General features: G+C 49.1%; 3 protein-coding genes and 1 pseudogene. All 4 read left to right on the top strand.

Annotation, left to right across the window (positions count from 1 at the left end):
* Positions 1-81: pseudogene (locus tag MKX80_RS10640) on the top strand (biotin carboxylase N-terminal domain-containing protein); the annotation flags it as partial.
* A 393-nt stretch (positions 82-474) separates the two neighbouring features.
* Positions 475-8,130, top strand: coding sequence for a non-ribosomal peptide synthetase (locus MKX80_RS10635; RefSeq protein WP_268324035.1), 7,656 nt, complete (start codon positions 475-477; stop codon positions 8,128-8,130).
* Between the two features lie 26 nt (positions 8,131-8,156).
* Positions 8,157-15,851, top strand: a complete 7,695-nt coding sequence (locus MKX80_RS10630) for an amino acid adenylation domain-containing protein (RefSeq protein WP_339228492.1) — start codon at positions 8,157-8,159, stop codon at positions 15,849-15,851.
* Between the two features lie 16 nt (positions 15,852-15,867).
* Positions 15,868-23,508: an amino acid adenylation domain-containing protein gene (locus MKX80_RS10625; protein WP_339228490.1), complete on the top strand. Its 7,641-nt coding sequence runs from the start codon at positions 15,868-15,870 to the stop codon at positions 23,506-23,508.
* The last annotated feature ends 15 nt before the right edge of the window (positions 23,509-23,523 follow it).

Here is a 23,523-nt window from a genome sequence, read left to right as displayed (position 1 = left end):
TTGCTTATCGCCAACCGGGGAGAAATCGCCCTCCGGATCATCCGAACTTGTCAACGGCTCGGTATTCAGACGGCTGTCGTGTAGCCAGAAGCTCAAATCAGACAAAATGAGGCAAGAAACTGTATCTTACCAATCAAGATACAGTTTTTTTATGAGGTTTTTCAAAAAAACACATGAGACGATATCTTTTTTTATGAATAAATGATGACAATTTTCCATTTCGATCACGGTGCTTTGGATCGTTATCACTGTTTTTTGAATAAAATGGTATAAACAACAGTAGAGACAAGGATTCTGCAAATGAGATAAAATAACCATTTTCTAAAAAATTATTGAATTTATTGTAAACATTGTTGTATTTTATCGAATTTGTATTACAATGATTCTCATACGTATGATTTAGCCATATATTGTCATATAAACTGTAATTATTTTACTTATTTATTCTCTTATATTTGAAATGGAGGGGTTCCATTGAACACAACCTACACTTTGACCCATGCTCAAAGGAGAGTATGGTTTACCGAGTTGCTAGATCCGGGTACAAGTATCTGCAATCTTGCAGCCTGTGTCAAATTCAGGGGAGCTATCGACCTTGATGTGCTGCGGCGGGCTTTGGACTTTTCAGTTTCCCTGCATGATTCACTTCATTTTCAGCTGACAGAAGGGAAAGGGGAAGAGCCTGATCTTTATCTCGTTGAACATCGCCCACTTTCTATAGAGACAATTGATTTTACAAAGGCCGGCAAGTCCGAACGGAACAAGTGGATTGACGATCAGACTTCGATTCCGTTTAAGCTGTTTCATTCACCGCTTTATCAATTCACTCTGCTGGCGATTTCGAGCGAAGAAGTTTGGCTCTATGCAAAATTCCATCATATCATAATGGACGGTATTTCTCTTAATCTGCTAGGCAATCAGCTGATTGAGATGTATCAAAAAATGATTCGGAATGAACCCTTACCTCAACATCATGAACCTTCCTACCTCACCTATATCGAAAAAGAGAAGCAGTACTTGCAATCTTCCAGGTTTGAAAAAGACCGCTTATTTTGGACAAACACCTACCACACCATTCCAGAACATTTCCCACTAACAGAAAAAGCCTTGCCTCAACAACAAAGCACCGCCGCTATAAGAGAAACCCTGACTCTTTCACATCCCTTGGCAGAATCAATCCGACACTTTTGCGAAAAGAACCAAATCAGCATTCTTTCTCTGTTTATGGCTTCGTTTTACATATGCATCAGCAGGCTGACCTCCAGCAAAGATATTGTGATTGGAACCTATTACGGAAACCGCACCTCTAGGCTGGAAAAAGACATGCTCGGTATGTTTGTGAGCACACTGCCAATCAGAATGGAAGTTGATCCTGATTGTGATTTTCTTTCCTTTGTCACAAGCATCGGGAAAGAACAGCTGTCAGTCATGCGTCATCAAAGATATCCCTACAATCTGCTGATGAACGAATTAAGGCATCAGCATGGTGATCTGCAAAATTTAATCATCACTTCCATACAGTATCAGCCGCTTCAATGGCAACAAGCGGATGGCTTTGAGTATGAAACGGCCATGTATTTCAGCGGGCGCACTGCAAATCAGCTGTCTGTTTCGATTAAAGAGCGCCTTGACACCGGTATCATACAGTTAAATTTTGATTATCAAACCGCTTTGTTTACTGAACATGATATTAAACGGATTCAATCCCATCTTTTAACCGTTGTAGAGAAGGCGCTCGAGAAGCCGGATCAGCTGATTAAAAATATCGATATGGTAGAGTCCAACGAAAAGGAGCGGATTTTGTTTGCTTTTAACCAAACAGATTCTGTCAAACCTTTGGCGCCGACGCTGCATGGTTTTTTTAACCGCCGCGCGGCTCTTTCGCCGCACCTGCCGGCGCTTCGTTTTTCCGGCGGTATCTTGACGTACCGAGAGCTTGATCAGTACACAAATCAGCTTGCTGTCCGTCTGAAGAAAAAAGGCGTCGCCGAAGAAAGCGTCATCGGCGTGCTCGCCGATCGTTCACCGGAGATGGTGATCGCGGTGCTGGCTGTTTTGAAAGCCGGCGGTGCTTACGTGCCGCTTGATCCGGACTATCCTGAAGAACGGCTCAGGTACATGCTCGCTGACAGCGGCGCCACGCTCCTCATCACAGGGCCGGGGTTATCCGTCTCCGGCTTTTCCGGTGAGGCACTTGAGGTCAATCTGTTATCGCTTCAAGCGGGACCAAAGGAGACAGAACCGGTTTGCGCTCATACGGATGGCGGCTCACTCGCCTATGTCATCTATACATCCGGTTCAACCGGGACACCGAAGGGGGTCGCGGTTGAACACCGCCAGGCTGTCGCCTTTTTGTCCGGCATGCAGCGGCAGTTCCCATTAACTGAAGATGATGTCATCGTGATGAAGTCATCGTTTTCATTTGATGCTTCGATCTGGCAGTTATTTTGGTGGATGATACCCGGTGCCTCCATGTATTTGCTTCCGCCGGGCTGGGAGAAAGATCCCGCTTTGATGACAGAAGCATTCGTCAATGAAGGGGTGACGACGGCTCATTTTATCCCGGCGATGGCGAACAGCTTTTTAGACCAGGTGGAGATGGAAACAGATGAGAAAAGGACAAGCCTTGCGAAAACCTTGAAACGTGTATTCGCCGGAGGTGAAGCGCTCGCTCCCCAGACAGCCGCGCGATTTGCCCGCTCTTTGCCGGAGACTGCGGTCATTCACGGCTACGGGCCGACAGAAGCTACGGTGGATGCCGCATTTTATCTGTACGACCATGAAAAAGACAAGGAACGGATGCGGCTTCCGATCGGAAAACCTGTACCAGGGGCGCGCCTTTATATTTTAGACAGTGAGAAAGCCGTCCAGCCAGCCGGAGTAGCCGGAGAACTGTATATCGCAGGCGCGGGGGTCGCGAGGGGCTACTTGAACCGTCCGGAACTGACGAAAGAACGGTTTCTCGATGACCCGTTTTTTCCAGGCGAACGCATGTATCAAACAGGCGATCTGGCAAGATGGCTTCCGGACGGCACCGTTGAATGGCTGGGCCGCACGGACGGCCAAGTGAAAATCCGCGGCTACCGGATCGAACCGGGTGAAGTCGAAGCGGCGCTTCGACAGATCGACGGTGTGCGGGAAGCGGCGGTTATCGCCCGGACAGAAGGGGAGGAAACCGAGCTTTGCGCCTATATTGAAGGTCAGGATCAACAGACCGTAAGGACAGAGCTGGGCAAACGCCTGCCGGCCTATATGATGCCTTCTTCCTTCATCGAGATGAAAGAGTGGCCTGTCACTCCGAGCGGAAAGCTTGACCGCAAGGCGCTGCCCGCTCCCGCCGGAGCGGCTGAACGACGCGCTTACACCGCGCCGCGAACCATCACGGAAATGAAGCTAGCCAAGCTTTGGGAAGAGGTGCTGAAATACGGCCCTGCCGGCATTCGCGACCACTTTTTCGAACAAGGCGGCCACTCGCTGAAGGCGACTGCGCTCGTCTCCCGCATCGCCAAAGCGTTTGGCGTACAGGTGCCGCTGAAGGAGATTTTCGCCAAGCCGACACTGGAAGAGCTCGCTGCCGTGATTCAGGAATTGGATGAAAGCCCGCATGCGGCGATTGAACCGGCGGAAAAACAGGACACCTACCCGGTGTCCTCAGCGCAAAAGCGGATGTATGTGCTTCAGCAGCTGGAAGACGGCGGTGTCGGCTACAATATGCCGGCGGCGCTTAAGCTGACAGGTCCGCTCGACCGCGCCCGGCTTGATGAGGTTTTCAGGCAGCTGATCCGCCGCCACGAATCGCTCAGGACGTCGTTTGAAACCGGGGCAGATGGCGAGCCTGTCCAGCGCATCCATGACGTTGTCCCGTTTCAGCTCATGGAGTTGGCGGCGGCTGAAGACTTTGTCCGTCCGTTCCGCCTTCAAGAAGCGCCGCTTTTCCGCGCCGCTCTTGTGAAGGAAGCGGGGGAGAGCCATCTGTTGTTGGTTGACATGCATCACATCATTTCCGACGGGGTATCTGTCGGCACCTTGATCCATGAATTCAGCGAGCTGTACGCCAACCGGACGCTGGCCCCGCTGCGGATTCAATATAAAGACTACGCCGTCTGGCAACAGGCCTTCAAACAAGGGGGGGTGTACAAAAGACAGGAGGCCTATTGGCTGAAGCAGCTCGACGGCGAGCTGCCGGTTCTGGATCTGCCGGCCGACAACGCCCGCCCGGCGGTGCGAAGCTTTGCGGGTGATACAGTGTCCTGCACGCTTGATGCGGAAACGACGGCTGGCCTTTACAAGATCGCCCGTGACAACGGCTGCACCCTGTATATGGTTCTTCTCGCCGCGTACAGCACGCTTCTTGCCCGTCTCAGCGGACAGGAGGATATCATCATCGGTTCGCCGATCGCAGGAAGGCCGCACAAAGACTTAGAACCTGTCATCGGCATGTTTGTCAACACGCTGGCGATCAGATCGCAGCCGGCAGAAAACAAACGTTTCCCTGATTTCTTAAGGGAGGTACGCCAAACGGCGCTTGAGGCATTCGAGCATCAGGATTATCCGTTTGAAGAGCTTGTCGACCGGCTCGGCGTCGTCCGTGATATGAGCCGCAATCCGCTGTTTGACGCCATGTTTATTTTGCAAAACACGGAACAGCACGATATGCAATTAGCCGGTCTTCAAGTCAATCGCGTTCAAACATTTGCCCATCAAGTATCTATTTTTGACCTTACATTGACCGCTTGCGAATCTAACGGAAACATCCATTTCGACATGGAATTTAGCACTGATCTTTTCTTGAAAACAACCATTGAGCGCTGGATGAAACATTTGCTTGTACTTTTGCGCCATATCGCCCATCAGCCCGAGACAGAGCTTGCGCGCTTCAATCTTCTGAACGATGAAGATCAACACCAAATTCTTGTTGAATTTAATCACAAACACCTTCAACTTCCAGAACGATCAGGAGTGTTTCACGAACTGTTTGAAGAAACAACAGTGAATAATCCTCAGCAAATCGCAGTCATTGAGGGCTCGAAACAGATCAGCTATCACCGGTTGAATGGTCGCGCCAATCGACTGGCGCGGACGCTTCAAACAGCCGGAATCGGTCCTGGAAAACGAGTTGCGATTTTGGCCAATCGTTCGATTGAAGCCATCATAGGTGTTTTGGCCGTGCTGAAAGCGGGAGGAGCGTATATCCCGATAGATTCCCATTATCCAGAAGAAAGAATTCGGTTTTTATTAAAAGACAGCGAAGCATCTGCGCTGCTGGCCCAGGCTGATTATATAGACACCGCTTCACTTTTGACAGATGGCAGTATGCCTTGCATCCATCTTGACCATGAACATAATGGCCTACTCGAAGAGAATATTGTTTCAACCGCAACTCCAAAAGATACTGCCTATGTCATCTATACTTCAGGAACAACAGGAGCGCCAAAAGGAGTTGAAGTCAGACATCGCAATTTCACACATGCAGCGTTTGCTTGGCGAAGCATCTATGAGCTTGACCGCACACCAGCGCGAGTGCTGCAAATGGCCAGTTTCTCGTTTGATGTCTTTTCAGGAGACATGGCCCGGGCATTCTTAAACGGGGGAACGCTTGTGATTTGCCCGGATGATGTCCGAATTGAGCCTGAACTGTTATGTAAGCTGATGAATCAACAGCAGATTACATTAATGGAATCAACACCAGCCCTAATTATTCCCTTTATGGAATATGTTTATCGGCGAAAATATCGATTACCGAGCCTAAAGGTGCTGATCCTAGGTTCAGATATTGTCAGTGCCCAGGATTTTTATGCACTCAATGAACGGTTCGGGAAAGAGATGCGGATCATCAACAGCTATGGTGTAACAGAAGCAACCATTGATTCAAGCTATTATGAAATCACGATGAGTAAAGAGCCTTATCGTGATTTTGTACCGATCGGCATGCCGCTCCCAAATGTACAAATGTATGTTCTTAATAAGGACAATCAAGTTCAGCCCATCGGTGTTCCAGGGGAACTTTTTATTGGGGGAGAAGGCGTGGCCAAAGGTTATTGGCGAAAAGCTGAATTAACAAAAGCCAAATTCAGCGATCCTTTAGGGCAAGGTCAGCCGCTGTATCAAACCGGAGATCAGGCCTGCTGGCTTCCGGACGGCACCCTTCGTCTTTATGGGCGTCTTGATCAACAAGTCAAAATAAAGGGCTACAGAATTGAGCTCGAAGAAATAGAAAATGCGCTTTTGAAGAACGAGCATGTCAAAGAAGCGGCAGTCGCTATTCAAAAAGATATCGAAGGGAAAACCTATTTGGCGGCATACGTCGTTCCTAAAGAAGCAGACATCATCGATCTGCGTTTAGACTTGGCGAAAAGGCTTCCGGCTTACATGATTCCGGCTCATTTTGTCGGTTTAGAGAAAATGCCGCTTACATTTAACGGAAAGCTGAATAAAGATGCCTTGCCTGCTGCACATGTTCAGCGCTCGCAAACCTACCATGCCCCGAAAAATGAAAAACAAGCATTGCTATGCCGGATTTGGGAGGATGTGCTCCATGTCCGGCAAGCCGGCATTTCCGACTCTTTCTTTCAGCTTGGAGGAGACTCCATAAAAGCGCTGCAAGTGTCGGCTCGTCTTGCCGCTGAAGGATGGGATATGACGATTCGGGATTTATTTCAATTTCCAACCATTGAAGAACTGGCAAGTCATCTGACTCCGACCGTATCAATTGCCGATCAGGGACCTGTTGAAGGAAATGCCAGCCTAACACCTGTCCAGCGAAGGTTTTTCGCCTATCCTGGCGCTTTTGAACATCATTATAATCAAGCAGTCATGCTCACGAGTGAAAAAAGATTGAACGAGACTGCACTGCGCCGGGCCGTTACCGCCTTAATCAAGCATCATGACACACTGCGGATGATGTTTAAGAAAGACGATAGCGGACGTGTCCTTCAATATAACCGCGGAATCAGTCAAACGGATGGGGATGGATTTAGCTTTAAGACCATAGACCTCGCCGACGAGACGCAGATTGCCGACCGCATAGAAGCGGAAGAAAAACGAATACAACGGGCTATGCGTTTGGACGAAGGACTCCTTTTTCACATCGGATTGTTCAGATTGCGGGATGCAGATCATCTGCTGATCGCGATTCATCATCTGATTGTGGATGGTGTATCATGGAGAATTTTGCTTGAGGATTTACAAACAGCTTATCAGCAAGCTTTAGCAGACAAAAAAATCAAATTGCCGCAGAAAAGCGACTCTTACGTAACATATGCAAACAGGCTGCATCCATTGTCAACAAGTAACGAACTGCTTGAGGAAGCGGCATATTGGGAGCATGTGATATCTTTTGAAACGGCCGCATTGCCAAAAGACGGTCACAGGAATGCGGAAAGGCTGCAAAAAAAGACGCTCACCGCCTCTCGCATGTTAAGCGTGAAACTGACAAACCAGCTGCTGTTTCAAACAAAACAGGCATACGGCACAGAGGTGAATGAACTGATGCTGGCGGCCTTAGGAATGGCGCTTGCCGATTGGACGAAACATGAGCAATTCCTTGTCAGTGTTGAGGGGCATGGCAGGGAAGGGCATGTTCCAGACATCGATATTTCCAGAACCGTAGGATGGTTCACCGCGATTTATCCGGTTCTTCTGAATATGAGCGCGCCGGGGAATTCAAGCGAAAAAACCGCTTGTCGTATAAAAACTGTGAAAGACATGATGAGACGCGTGCCGAACCATGGAACAGGATACGGGCTCTTGCAATCGTCCCAACGACTTCAGCATCGTGATCCTGAAGTCTGCTTTAATTATCTCGGACAGTTCGACGGTCTTGAGGGAATGATGCGGATGTCTCCTTATCAGCCGCGCCATAACATTGCAGAAGAGCGGCCCAGGGAATTTGATTTGGACATCAATGCCATGGTCATCAATCATCAGCTTGATATTCAGGCTGTCTATACCGACGTCTTTTCCCGGCATACGATTGAAACATTTATGGATGGCTTCCGTGACCGCCTTTGTGAGGTGATCGAGCATTGTTCCACTAAGAAAAAACGCGAAAAAACTTTGAGCGATTTCAGCAATAAACAATTGACTTCCGCTTCATTATCAAGCATTGCCAATCTCGTAAAAGATCTTTAATTTCACCGGAAAGGTGTGTGGCATTCATGGCGCAAGAGACAGAAATTCAAGATATTTATCCATTGTCATATATGCAGGAAGGAATGCTGTTTCATTCACTGCTTCATCCCGATTCAAACGCCTATGTTGAACAAATTTCCTTCACCATTAGTGGTGATTTGTGTCTGGATTCATTTCAGAAGAGTCTGGATCTATTGATTGACCGGTATGACATTTTCAGAACGATTTATATAAAAGAGGTGCCTGATCTGGACGGGCCGCAGCAAGTCGTTCTGTCACACCGAAAAGTACCGGTTCAGACGGAGGATATTTCCGCCTTGACGGCTGAACAGCAGCAAACGTTGATAAAGAGCCGCAAACGAGCAGATCGGCTTCGAGGATTCGACCTGCAAAAAGGCCCATTAATGCGACTGACACTTTATCAAACAGGAGAAAGGCGACACACATGCGTCTGGACCCACCACCACATCATGATGGATGGATGGAGCTTAGGTATTGTGCTGCAAGATTTTTTCCACATGTACTACGCTCTTAGAGACGGCCGGGCTATCCGTCTTGGGAAGCCGGCGCCTTACAGCACATATATGACATGGCTTCGCAGTCAGAATAGAGAAAAAACAGCAGCCTTCTGGTCCGATTATCTGGAAGGGTACGGGGAGTCTGTCTCAGTCCCCGGCACAAAAAGCAAAACAACAGAAGGCGTTTATACGCCGAAGCACCTTCAATTTTCACTAAAGCCGGAAACCACTGAAAAACTTTCCGATTTAGCAAGGCGATTGGGTGTAACGTTAAACACGTTGTTTACAAGTATATGGGGCTTGCTTCTGCACCGCTACAACGCGACTGATGATGCTGTATTCGGCGCGGTTGTTTCAGGGAGGCCTTCCGCCATTGACGGAATTGAATCAATGGCCGGACTGTTCATTAACACGGTGCCTGTCCGGATTCGTTCTTCCGCAGACATGTCATTTTCTTCGCTCGCCAAACAGGTGCAAAAAGACATCCTGACTTGTGAAGATCACGGCTATTATCCACTCTATGAGATTCAAAACGAAAGCGGCTTAAATAAGGACCTGATCAATCATATCCTTGTATTTGAGAATTATCCCGTCCAAATGCAGAAAGCGGTAAACGGCTGGCAGGAATCAGAGAAAAACGCGCTTGATCTTGACCATTTTTCCATGTCCGAGGAAACCAATTACGACTTGAACGTCGTCATTGTGCCGGGTGAGACGTTCTATATGAAATTCAGCTACAATGCCGAGGTCTATGATACAAAAGACATACTTCGGGTTCAAGGTCATGTAAACGAAGTGATCAAATGTGTACTGTCAGATCCCGATCGATTGATCACAAGCATTGATCCCGTTCCATTTGATGAAAAAAAACTGATTCATTCCTTTCACGGCAAACAGCGATCTTACCCGGATCAAACAGTTTATGAGCTGTTTGAAGAGCAAGCTGCCAAAACGCCGGAACAAGAGGCGCTCAGATTGAATGAAACAAGCTGGAGCTACCGTCAATTAGATGAACGAGCCAATCAAATCGCTCGTACGCTAAGGGAAAAAGGTGCCCGTCCAAATCAAGTTGCAGCTGTCATGCTGCGCCGCTCAAAAGAAACAGTCGCAGCTCTTCTCGGCATTTGGAAGTCAGGCAGCGCGTATATGCCGCTTGATCCGGATCATCCGCCTGAGCGGCTTTCATTTCTCTTACATGACAGCCAATCCTCTTTGCTGGTTACGGAACAAGAACTGCTGCCGTTCGTTCCTGCGGATTACAAGGGGATGATTGTCACAATGGAAGAAACAACTGTTCAACCGACAGATTCTCTTTCAATACAGCCGGGCAGCGGACATTGGGCTTACATCATTTATACATCGGGGACAACGGGGCGGCCGAAAGGTGTGCTCGTCAGCCATGAAAGCATTTCCAATACATTGCAATGGAGACGGGAAGAATACAGCATGACGGACCGTGATATCGCGCTCCATCTCTTTTCATATGTGTTTGACGGGTCTGTAACAAGTCTGTTCACACCGCTTCTGTCAGGTGCCTGCGTCTTGCTGACCGATGAAAATGACGCAAAAGATACCCTGGCGATTCAACAAATCATCGCCCGGCACGGCGTCAGCCATCTGCTCATCGTTCCTTCCTTATACCGCGTACTGCTGGAGACCTTGACAAAAAAGGACGCAGAAACACTCCGGGCTGTGACATTCGCCGGGGAAGCCGTGACACCTGATTTAATCACCTTAAGCCGTGACATTTGCAGCAACGCCGAACTGATAAACGAATACGGACCGACAGAAAACAGCGTGTCGACGACGGTGCTGCGAGATCTTCAGAAAAGTGAGCGATTGACAATCGGCCGTCCGGTTGATAATACATCTGTCTATATTATGCACGGGAACCTCCTTCAGCCGATCGGCGCTGTCGGTGAATTATGCATCTCAGGAAAAGGCCTGGCTGAAGGGTACTTTCAGCAAAAGGAATTGACAGATCAAGCCTTTACCGCCCACCCCTTTCATGTAGGAGAACGGCTGTACAGGACAGGGGATAAGGCGCGCTTTTTGCCGGATGGAACGATCGAATACCTTGGGCGCTTGGATCACCAAGTGAAAGTCAGAGGATTCAGAATAGAACTAGGAGAAATTGAATCTGCGCTCCGCAGCATCTCCGGGGTGAAAGACGCGGCGGCAATCGTACGCACCACAGCCGATGGAGAACAGGAGCTAGCGGCTTATGTTGTATTGCAAAAGGAAACAGGGCGCTTGGACCTGCATAGAACCCTTGCCGGTAAATTGCCGGCCTATATGATGCCTGACAGCTTTACAATACTGCCCAACATGCCGCTTACAACGAGCGGAAAGCTGGATCGCTCCGGTCTTCCAGAGCCGGCACATTCAGGCAGGGCAGACGTCACGCCGAAAGCTCCCCGCACATTGCTTGAAACAGAGCTTGTTTTGATTTGGCAGGAAGTGTTGAAACGGGAGCGGATCGGCATACGAGATGATTTCTTTCAATTGGGCGGACAGTCTCTTAAAGCGGCGGCGCTTGTCTCAAAAATCTATCAGCGGCTGCATGTTCAGCTGCCCATTCGCGATGTCTTTTCATATCCGACGATTGAAAGCATGGCTGGTGCAATAGAGCAGATGACAAGGGATATCTGTCCAGAGATACAGCCAGCGCCGGAAAAAGATCTGTATCCTTTATCTTTCGCGCAAAAAAGGCTTTATGCCCTTCATCAGCTGGCAAAAGACAATACAAGCTACAACATGCCCGCTGCTTTGGAACTGCGCGGAAAACTGTGCCGGAAGCGTTTAAAAGAAGCTTTTGCAACATTAATCGACAGACATGAGGCACTGCGCACTTCGTTTGTTTTACAGAACGGGGAGCCGATGCAAAGAATCGCATCAGCTGCCGAAGTGAAATGGACAGAGCTGCACATCCAATCCGAGGACTCGCTTAATGAAGTGATGGAATCGTTCGTTCAGCCGTTTGATCTTGAAAGAGCTCCGCTGATCAGAGTCTGCTTAGCCGCGTTGAACAAAGACCGGCATTTCTTCCTGCTTGATATGCATCATCTTATTGCTGACGGAATGTCAATGAGCACGTTTATTCGTGATTTCACGGACATTTACAGCGGGAAAGAGCCGCCTCCATTGACACTGCAATATAAAGATTTCGCTGTATGGCAAAATGAACAGTTTTCAGCCGGGGCATTCGGCAGCCAAAAACAGTACTGGCTGGAAGTGCTGAAGGGAACGCTGCCGGTGCTGGACTTGCCGCTTGATCAAAAACGGCCGCTTCTTCCCGATTTTAGCGGAGACACTTTGACCACGCATATTGAGAGGGAAACAGGGGCAAAGCTGCGCCAGTTAATGGATGAGACCGGTTCAACGTTATATATGGTGTTGCTGGCTGGCTTCTCAATCTTTCTTTCTAAACTGAGCGGCCAAGAGGATATTGTCATCGGTTCGCCCGCACATGGCCGAGAACGCGCAGAACTTGATAGCGTGATCGGGATGTTTGTGAATACAATGGCGATGCGAAGCAAGCCTGAAGGGAATAAAACAGTCCGTACATATTTGAAAGAGATCAAAACGCTGACACTTGAGGCTGTTGATAACCAATATTATCCGTTTGAGGAGCTCGTCCAACACCTTGACGCCCCACGAGAAGTGAACCGCAACCCGCTTTTTGACGCTATGCTGGTGCTTGAAAACAGCGATGATTTCAAGATGGAATTACCGGAACTGACGCTTTTATCACATAAACTGCCGCATCACTCGTCAAAGTTTGATTTGACTTTGCATGCCGAAGAACAAGATGACGGTACGATCAGCTGTCATTTCGAGTACAGTACCGCCTTATTTGAAAAGGCAACGGTCGCGCGCTGGTCTGATCATTTTAAAGCGCTAATCGGCAGCATGTCGGCCAATCATGACATGAAACTGTCCGACATGCAAATGCTGACTGCGAAAGAACAGGACATGCTAGTAGATGCTGCCGGGCAGACGGCTGAATACCCGAGACACGAGAACATCGCGAGTCTATTTGAAAAACAGGCAATAGCCACTCCGGATCAAATAGCCGCCGTGATGAACGAACGGCAGCTGTCTTACCGGGAACTTGATGAAAAGGCTGAACAGACAGCGGCAATGCTAAATGAAAACGGAATCGGTTCAGGGCAAGTGGTTGGTTTAATGACAGAGCGTTCACTAGATATGTTGGTTGGCATTCTCGGCATTTTAAAAGCGGGAGGCGCTTATTTGCCGATTGACCCTGATTACCCAGCTGAGCGGATCCGCTTTATGCTCGATGACAGCGGGGCCAAACTGCTACTTATCCAATCAGGACAACAATGGGACGAAACCATTGACCTGCCTGTTTTATATATTGACGAGGCAGAAAAAGGCGCGGCGGAAAGGCGGCACCAGCCGATATCAGCCGAACAGCCGGCATATGTGATCTATACATCAGGAACAACAGGAAAGCCGAAAGGTGTAGTGATTGAACACCGCAATGTGGTCAGCCTGATCAAACATGATGACCTGCCTTTTTCATTCGGATCTCAGGACGTCTGGACGCTGTTCCACTCCTATTGTTTTGACTTCTCGGTGTGGGAGATATTCGGCGCTCTCTTACACGGCGGAAAAATTGTCATTGTACCAAAAGAAACCGCCCGCGATCCCCATGCCTACCGGCTGCTTTTACAAAAAGAAGGCGTGACTGTGCTAAACCAGACGCCTACAGCTTTTCACGGGCTTATCGATGAAGATTTACGGCATCCGGACCGCTTACAGCTCCGCTATGTCATCTTCGGCGGAGAAGCCCTGCAGCCCGGGATGCTGATGAACTGGAATGAGAAATATCCAGAAACGGATCTCATCAATATGTACGGCATTACCGAAATAACGGTGCACGCCACGTATAAAAAGCTGACTCGAACCGACATGAAACACAATAAAAGCAATATCGGAAAACCTCTGGCAACCCTTCAAGCCTATGTCGCGGACGCCTATATGAACCTGCAGCCCGTCGGTGTGCCGGGGGAATTGTATATCGCAGGAGCCGGAGTCGCAAGAGGATATATCAACAGAGATGAGCTGACTGCTTCCCGGTTCATCACAAATCCATATGTTCGGGGACAACGCCTTTATCGTACGGGAGACATCGTCAAAAGACTGCCTAACGGCGAGCTGGAGTATGTCGGCAGAAAAGATGCCCAAGTGAAAATCAGGGGATACCGGATTGAATTGGGGGAAATCAGGAGTGCCCTTCAAGAACTGCCTCTAATCAAGGAAGCAGCAGTTATAACAAGACATGACAAAGCCGGACGGCAATCGATCTATGGGTATGCGATAACGGCGCAAAACCTGAATGAAAACGACATTCGCGCCTCTCTCAGAACGATCCTTCCAGAATATATGATACCCGCGCGAATCATACAGGTCGACGAACTGCCGCTGACGGCTAACGGCAAGCTCGACGAAAATGCGCTGCCAGAACCGGCTGTGAATGAGAGCGCTGGCGAAGGTATAAATCCAAGAAACGAGATTGAACAGATGATGGCTGAGATTTGGGAAGAGCTCTTAGGAATGGAGGGGCTCGGTGTGGACGCTCACTTCTTTAACCTTGGCGGAGATTCTATTAAAGCGCTGCAAGTATGTGCAAGACTAAAGCAGCAAGGCTATGAAACTACAGTTCGCGAGCTGTTTCAGTATCAGACGCTTGGCGAGTTGTCAAAGCGGGTAACGAAAGTCCGGCGCGAGATTGATCAAGCTCCCGTCAGCGGCGAAGTGCCGCTGACGCCTGTGCAGCACTGGTTTTTCTCACAATCTTTGTCACATGATCACTTTCATCAATCTGTCATGCTGTACAGCACAACGCGATTTGATGAAACAGCTCTGCAAACAGCGCTCGCCCATATCGTGATCCATCATGACGCATTGCGGATGGTATGCGGATATCAAGACGGAGCTTTAGTACAGTACAACAGAGCCGAAGAGCTTGCCAAAGAGGAGCTGTTTTCGTTTGAACTGCTTGATGTAAGAGGAGCAGGATCATTAGCTCAAGAGCATGTGATGATTGAAAGGGCGGCGGAACATATTCAGAAATCGATTCAGCTTCAGACAGGGCCGCTTGTTGCAGCCGGCGTTTTTCGCGCATCGGACGGCGATCATTTGCTGCTTGTCATTCATCACCTTGTCATCGACGGAGTATCATGGCGTATCCTCTTCGAAGATTTGACCGCCGGATACAAACAGGCGCTGGCGGGAAAAGAAATCGTGTTTCCGGAAAAGACAGATTCCTATCAAAACTATGCCAAGCAGCTGACTGATTATGCAACAAGCCAACAGCTATTACGGGAAATAGATTACTGGATTGAAAGGGAACAAGCGATAGTTGAACCGCTTCCGAAAGATGCCGAAACCCTTACGAATCTGCTGCAAGATACAGACGCCATAGACATTCGGCTGACAAAACAAGAAACAGAGCGTCTGTTAACGGCCGTAAACAAGCCGTATACGACAGATACAAATGACATATTACTCGCCGCGTTAGGCCTTGCGCTTCACAAATGGACCGGCAATGATCGATTCAAAATCAGCTTGGAAGGCCACGGAAGAGAAGCGCATTTGGAGGATATCGATATCAGCCGGACGGTCGGCTGGTTTACCTCGATTTATCCTGTTTTACTCGATACAAGCCTTCCAGAGTCCACAGATGATCATGAGCGTTTCGGCTACCACATCAAACGGACAAAAGACATGCTGCGCCGTATTCCGTATAAGGGCGTTGGCTACGGGGTGCTGAAATACATCAGCGGCATGTGGGAACCTGCAGATTCCCAGTGTCCCGACATCAGCTTTAACTATTTGGGACAGTTTGACGAAGAGATCAAATCGAGCGGGTTTCGCGTTTCCCCGGTCAAAGCGGGGCATGAGATCAGTCCAGATTGGGAGCGGCCTCATCTCATCGATATCAGCGGCGCCGTATCTTCAGAATGTCTCGTCATGCACTTTGTCTATAACCGGCTTCAATATAAAAAAGAAACAGTACAAGCTCTGGCAGACCATGTTCAATTTTTTCTTAAAACGATCATCAAGCATTGCACAGAAAAAGAAACCCATGAAAGAAGTGCAACAGACTTCACTGATGAAGATTTAACATTGGAGGAGTTAAGCGACATTATGGGAGCCGTCAATAAACTATAGAAAAGGAGAGTCGCTGATGGTGCAGCAACCGGAAATACAAGATATCTATCCTTTATCTTTCATGCAGGAGGGCATGCTGTTTCATTCGCTGTTGGATCAGGAGTCTAGAGCCTACTTTGAACAGGCATCGTTTACGATAAACGGCTCGCTCGATACAGAACGGTTTCAAAAAAGTTTAGACGCGCTGATTGAACGCTATGATATTTTCCGCACTGCGTTTATACACAAAAATGTGGCAAAGCCGCGTCAAGTCGTTTTGAAAAGACGGCCAATCCGCCTTCAATTTGTTGATATTTCTCATCTAGACGAGGCGGCTAAAGAAGCATTTGTCGATCAATTCAAACAAGACGACAAGAAAAAAGGATTTGATTTGCAAACAGACCCTCTTATGAGAGTATCCATCTTAAAAAGGGCACATGAGCAATATAATTGTATTTGGAGCCATCACCACATTTTAATGGATGGCTGGTGCTTCGGAATTGTGATGAAAGAATTTTTGGCCATTTACAAGGCTTTAGGAAAGGGACAGCTTCCTTATTTAGAACCGGTTCAACCGTTCAGCAAGTATATTAAATGGCTGATGCGCCAAGATCGAAAAGAAGCAGAGACATTCTGGAAAACAAGACTTTCAAGCGTCAAACAAACGACATCACTGCCCAAAAAATCGACATCCTCAAAAGGAACGCTGCAACAGATGGCATTTACAGTATCTAAAGAGCAGACTGATGGGCTGCGTAAATTGGCCACGAACGCAGGCGCGACGCTGAACACGGTTTTTCAGGCATTATGGGGAATCGTGCTGCAAAAGATCAACCGCTGTGATGACGCAGTCTTCGGCTCAGTTATTTCCGGGAGGCCGTCTGATCTTGATGACGTAGAAAAAATGGTCGGTCTTTTTATTAACACCATTCCCGTCCGGGTCAAAAGCGGGTCGAATTCCTTTTCGGAACTGGTCAGCTGCTTACAGCAGGAAACACTGAAAGCAGAAGCGTACAATTATTATCCTTTATATGATATTCAGGCGCAAAGCACGCTGAAACAGGAGCTGTTTGACCATATTGTCGTATTTGAAAACATACCGACCCAGCGCGAGATTGAAAGCCTGAATCAAGCCGATGCGTTCGATTTCACAGTCGAAGATTTTCAAATGGAGGAAGTCACCAACTATGGATGCAGCATTAAAATCATTCCGGGAAGCTCGCTTTATATTCGCATAAATTTTGATATCGGACAGTATGATCCAGCCATGATGAAAAAAATCGAACTGTATTTGCGCCATATCATCGGCTCTGTCATCGCTGATCCCAATCAGCAAATCGCGCAAATTTCATTGCTTGGCGAAGAGACCGCCAAAGAGATGCTGTACAAATTCAATCAAACAGAGTCCGCCGCACCTTTGGCGCCGACGCTGAACGGTCTATTCACCCGCCGTGTCGCCCTTTCGCCGCACCTGCCGGCGCTTCGTTTTTCCGGCGGTATCTTAACGTACCGAGAGCTTGATCAGTACACAAATCAGCTTGCTGTCCGTCTGAAGAAAAAAGGCGTCGCCGAAGAAAGCGTCATCGGTGTGCTCGCCGATCGTTCACCAGAGATGGTGATCGCGGTGCTGGCTGTTTTGAAAGCCGGCGGCGCTTACGTGCCGCTTGATCCGGACTATCCTGAAGAACGGCTCAGGTACATGTTGAGCGACAGCGGTGCCAAGCTTCTCGTCACAGGACCGGGGTTATCCGTCTCCGGTTTTTCCGGTGAGGCACTTGAGGTCAATCTGTCATCTCTTCAAGCTGAACCAGCGGAGACAGAACCGGTTCGTGCTCATACAGATGGCGGCTCACTCGCCTATGTCATCTATACATCCGGTTCAACCGGGACACCGAAGGGGGTTGCGGTTGAACATCGCCAGGCTGTCGCCTTTTTGTCCGGCATGCAGCGGCAGTTCCCATTAACTGAAGATGATGTCATCGTGCTGAAGTCGTCGTTTTCATTTGATGCTTCGATCTGGCAGTTGTTTTGGTGGATGATACCCGGCGCCTCCATGTATCTGCTTCCGCCGGGCTGGGAGAAAGATCCCGCTTTGATGACAGAAGCCTTCGTCAATGAAGGGGTGACGACGGCTCATTTTATCCCGGCGATGGCGAACAGCTTTTTAGACCAGGTGGAAATGGAAACAGATGAGAAAATGACAACCCTTGCGAAAACCTTGAAACGTGTATTCGCCGGAGGTGAAGCGCTCGCTCCCCAGACAGCCGCGCGATTTGCCCGCTCTTTGCCGGAGACTGCGGTCATTCACGGCTACGGGCCGACAGAAGCTACGGTGGATGCCGCATTTTATCTGTACGACCATGAAAAAGACAAGGAACGGATGCGGCTTCCGATCGGAAAACCTGTACCAGGGGCGCGCCTTTATATTTTAGACAGTGAGAAAGCCGTCCAGCCAGCCGGAGTAGCTGGAGAACTGTATATCGCAGGCGCGGGGGTCGCGAGGGGCTACTTGAACCGTCCGGAACTGACAAAAGAACGGTTTCTCGATGACCCGTTTTTTCCAGGCGAACGCATGTATCAAACAGGCGATCTGGCAAGATGGCTTCCGGACGGCACCGTTGAATGGCTGGGCCGCACGGACGGCCAAGTGAAAATCCGCGGCTACCGGATCGAACCAGGTGAAGTCGAAGCGGCGCTTCGACAAATCGACGGTGTGCGGGAATCGGCGGTTGTCGCTCGGACAGAAGGGGAGGAAACAAAGCTTTATGCCTATATTGAAGGTCACGATCAACAGACCGTGAGGACAGAACTGACTAAGCGCCTGCCGGCCTATATGATGCCTTCATCATTCATCGAGATGCGTGACTGGCCTGTCACCCCGAGCGGAAAGCTCGACCGCAAGGCGCTGCCCGCTCCCGCTGAAGCGGCCGAATGCCGCGCTTACACCGCGCCGCGAACCATCACGGAAATGAAGCTCGCCCAGCTATGGGAAGAGGTGCTGAAAAACGGCCCTGCCGGCATTCGCGACCACTTTTTCGAACAAGGCGGCCACTCCCTGAAGGCGACAGCGCTCGTCTCCCGCATTTCCAAGGAGTTTGGCGTGCAGGTGCCGCTGAAGGAGATCTTTGCCAAGCCGACACTGGAAGAGATCGCAGCCGTGATTCAGGAACTGGATGAAAGCCCATATGCGGCGATTGAACCGGCGGGCAAACAGGACACCTATCCGGTGTCCTCGGCGCAAAAGCGAATGTACGTGCTTCAGCAGCTGGAAGACGGCGGTGTCGGCTACAATATGCCGGCAGCGCTTAAGCTGACAGGACCGCTCGACCGCGCGCGGCTTGATGAGGTATTCAGACAGCTGATCCGCCGCCACGATTCGCTCAGGACATCATTTGAAACCGGGGCTGACGGTGAGCCCGTTCAGCGCATCCATGACGATGTCCCATTTCAGCTCATGGAGTTGGCATCGGCTGAAGACTTTGTCCGTCCGTTCCGCCTTCAAGAAGCGCCGCTTTTCCGCGCCGCTCTTGTGAAGGAAGCAGAGGACCGCCACCTGTTGTTGGTGGACATGCATCACATCATTTCCGACGGGGTGTCTGTCGGCACCTTGATCCATGAATTCAGCGAGGTGTCCGCCAGCCGGACGCTTGACCCGCTGCGGATTCAATATAAAGACTACGCCGTCTGGCAACAGGCATTCAAACAAGGGGAGGTGTACAAAAGACAGGAGGCCTATTGGCTGAAGCAGCTCGACGGCGAGCTGCCGGTTCTGGATCTGCCGGCCGACAACGCCCGCCCGGCGGTGCGGAGCTTTACCGGAGATCATGTGTCCTGCACGCTTGATGCGGAAACGACGGCCGGCCTTTACAAGATCGCCCGCGAAAACGGGTGTACTCTGTATATGGTTCTTATCGCCGCATACAGCACACTTCTTGCCCGTCTCAGCAGGCAGGAAGACATCATCATCGGTTCGCCGATCGCCGGGCGGCCGCACAAAGACTTAGAACCTGTCATCGGGATGTTTGTCAACACATTGGCGATCAGATCGCAGCCGGCAGAAAACAAACGTTTCCCTGATTTCTTAAGGGAGGTCCGCCAAACGGCGCTTGAGGCATTCGAGCATCAGGATTATCCGTTTGAGGAGCTTGTCGACCGGCTCGGCGTCGTCCGTGATATGAGCCGCAATCCGCTATTTGACGTCATGTTCGTTCTGCAAAATATGGAACGGGAATCACTCACTCTGCATGACTTGCATTTGGCGACTGTAGCTCATAACGCCCATAAAGTCTCTAAGTTTGATATGACTCTTTATGCAGCTGAAGAAGATCAAGGGACAATCCGTTTTGATGTTGAATTCAATACAGACATCTATCAAAAACAGACGATCAAGAAATGGGTTTCCTACTATATTCGTATTCTCAAACTTGTGATCGAACATCAGAACATTCATCTCGGTGACATCCATGTATTGGATAAACATGAGACAAACGTATTGATTCACACATTTAATCAGACAAATCAAGACTATCCAAAACACGAAACGATCAGCCGTTTATTTGAACATCAAGCTGCCAAAACACCTCATGCATTGGCTGTTATACATGATAGACAAACCTTGACTTACCGGGAATTAAACGAACGGGCCAACAGAATAGCCGTTGCGCTTCGAGCAAATGGCGTCGGTTCAGAAAGTGTTGTCGCACTATTAACAAATCGCACGCCTGAACTTGCAGTCGGAATTCTCGGCATTTTAAAAGCCGGCGGAGCCTATCTTCCCGTCACTGAAGACATGCCGACAGAACGGCTGGAATGGATGCTGTCTGACAGCAAAGCAGATATTCTCCTTCAATCAGATCAATTAGAATGTCCTGTTGCTGGAAAACGGTTATTCATAGAAAACATCCAGCTTGAGACTGGAATTTCAGCAAGCAATCCCGAACAGCAGGGCGGTCCTGATTCTCTCGCTTATATCATGTATACATCCGGATCAACCGGCACGCCAAAAGGCGTAATGGTTGAACAGCGCGGTATCGTCCGCCTCGTGAAAAACACCGATATGGCGTTTACACCTGAAGACAGGCTTTTATTGACAGCCTCGTTAGGATTTGACGCGATGACATTTGAAATATTCGGACCGCTTTTAAACGGTGCTCGTTTATACATCAGTGATAAAGAAACCTATTTAGATTCCGATCAGCTCAAAGCATTCATACAGCATAACGGAATCACGACCTTATGGCTGACATCATCCTTATTTAATCAATTATCAGAACAAAATGAGCGAACATTTTCCGACCTGTCCAGATTGATTATCGGCGGAGAAGCACTGTCGCCAAACCATGTCAACCGCGTACACAACGCGTCGCCGGATCTCGCGCTATGGAATGGTTACGGTCCAACGGAAAATACAACATTCTCAACGTGCTTCCGGATCGAACACGAGTATAGGCATTCCATTCCGATCGGCCGTCCAATCGCTAATTCAACCGCCTATATTGTCAACAGCCGCGGGACATTGCAGCCCATTGGTGTAATCGGAGAATTATGCGTTGGCGGGGATGGACTAGCCAGAGGCTACTTCGGAAGACCTGAACTGACGAAAGAAAAATTTGTGCCAAATCCCTTCGCACCTGGTGAACGAATGTACCGGACCGGTGATTTGGCCCGCTGGCTGCCGGATGGGACGATTGAATATATCGGCCGGATGGACGATCAAGTAAAAATTCGCGGCTACCGGATTGAGCTGGGAGAAATTGAAGCAGCATTGCGGCAGATTGACGGTGTCAAAGAAGCCGCCGTTATCGTGAGAACCGGTCCCTCGGGACACAAAGAACTCCTTGCCTATATGAGTCTGCAAGTGGAAATGGATATCGAGAAAGTCAGATCTCTTCTTTCTCAACAATTGCCTGGGTTTATGGTTCCGGCGCATTTGGTTGAGCTTGCCGCCTTGCCTCTGACACAAAACGGAAAGCTCGACAGAAGAGCGCTGCCTGAACCGGAGACCACAACGATCAACACAGCATATGCCCCTCCGCGCAATCAGCTGGAGGAACAGCTTGCCATGATCTGGCAAGAGGTTCTCGGCGTTGAGAAAGTCGGTATAGAAGATTCGTTTTTTGAACTGGGAGGCGATTCGATTAAAGCCCTCCAAGTATCTGCTCGTCTTGGACGTTTTGACTTGAAAATCACGGCAAGCGACTTATTCCGCCATCCAACTATTAAAGAAACAGCACCTTTCATCCGCAAGACTGAGAGAAGTATAGATCAGCGGCCGATTGAAGGAGAAGTTCCTTGGACGCCCGTTCAGCGCTGGTTCCTCGCGCAGCATATCGAAGAGCGGCAGCATTTCAACCAATCTGTCATGCTTCACAGCTCAGAAGGATTTCAGGAACAGCCGCTGCGGACGGCTTTACAGCATCTTGTTATCCATCATGATGCCCTCCGCATGACAATCAGCGATGACGGCGGACGACTGCAGCAATTTAACAGAGGGATTCATGGAGAACTTTACAGTCTGAACATAAGAGACCTTTCTAAAACAGCACAATGGGAGAACATGATTGAAGACGAAGTCGCTGGTTTGCAGCGCAGTATCCATTTGCAAAAAGGCCCACTGCTAAAAGCAGGCTTGTTCAACACAAGGTCGGGAGCTTATTTATTTCTCACCATTCATCACCTGGTCGTCGACGGGGTCTCATGGCGGATTTTGCTTGAGGATTTATCGGCAGCATACAGTCAGGCGGTCGCAGGACAACCGGTCCAGCTTCCGCGGAAAACGGACTCATACCAATATTTCGCAAATCGGCTTTCGGAATACGCAGAGAGCAGCAAGATCATTCGTGAACAATCGTATTGGCGCACTGTTGAAGAAGAAAAAGCGGCTTTGCTTCCTTGTGAAAAACCGCAAAGCGCTGCGGACAACATTCGGAAAACGGTAAGCTTTACCCTTTCAGAAGAAGACACGCACGTTTTAATCCACAAGGTCAACAGCGCCTACAGCACAGACACCCAGGATATTCTGCTGACGGCCGTATCATTAGCTCTGTGTGATTGGCTGGGAGAAAGAAAACTGCGCATTGCGATGGAAGGACACGGAAGGGAACAGATCCTTCCTGAATTGGACATCAGCCGGACGGTCGGCTGGTTCACTTCAATGTATCCTGTATTGATTGATTTACACGCAGCTGAAGGCGAACTGGGGCTGGCGATAAAAACAGTCAAAGATACGCTTGGCAGAATACCGGACAAAGGAATTGGATACGGCATTTTAAAATATTTAACAGCACCTGAAAACAAAACAATTCAGTTTGGCAAAGCGCCTGAAATCGGTTTTAACTATTTAGGGCAATTCAATGATACAGAACGCCAACAAATGTTCAGCTTTTCGGGGCTTGCAAGCGGGAAAGACATTACACCTACATGGCAGCGCGAACAAACGCTGGAGATGAGCGCCATGGTAAGGCAAAATCAGCTGTATTTCAATTTGAGCTATCCGCCAAGCCGCTTCCAAACAACAACAATGAAACAGCTGTTGCATACGTTGAAACAATATTTGCACCAAATCATCAACCATTGCGCCGGGAAACAAGAAACAGAAAAAACGGTCAGCGATTTTAGCAGCCAATCGTTAACAGCGGAAGATTTGGGCAGTATTGCGAGCTTTGTCGAAGAACTGTAGAAACAGGAGGCAGGG

The sequence above is a fragment of the Bacillus sp. FSL K6-0972 genome (genome assembly GCF_037976035.1).
GTDB lineage: Bacteria > Bacillota > Bacilli > Bacillales > Bacillaceae > Bacillus > Bacillus haynesii.
This window is presented reverse-complemented; position numbering and strand designations above follow the sequence as displayed.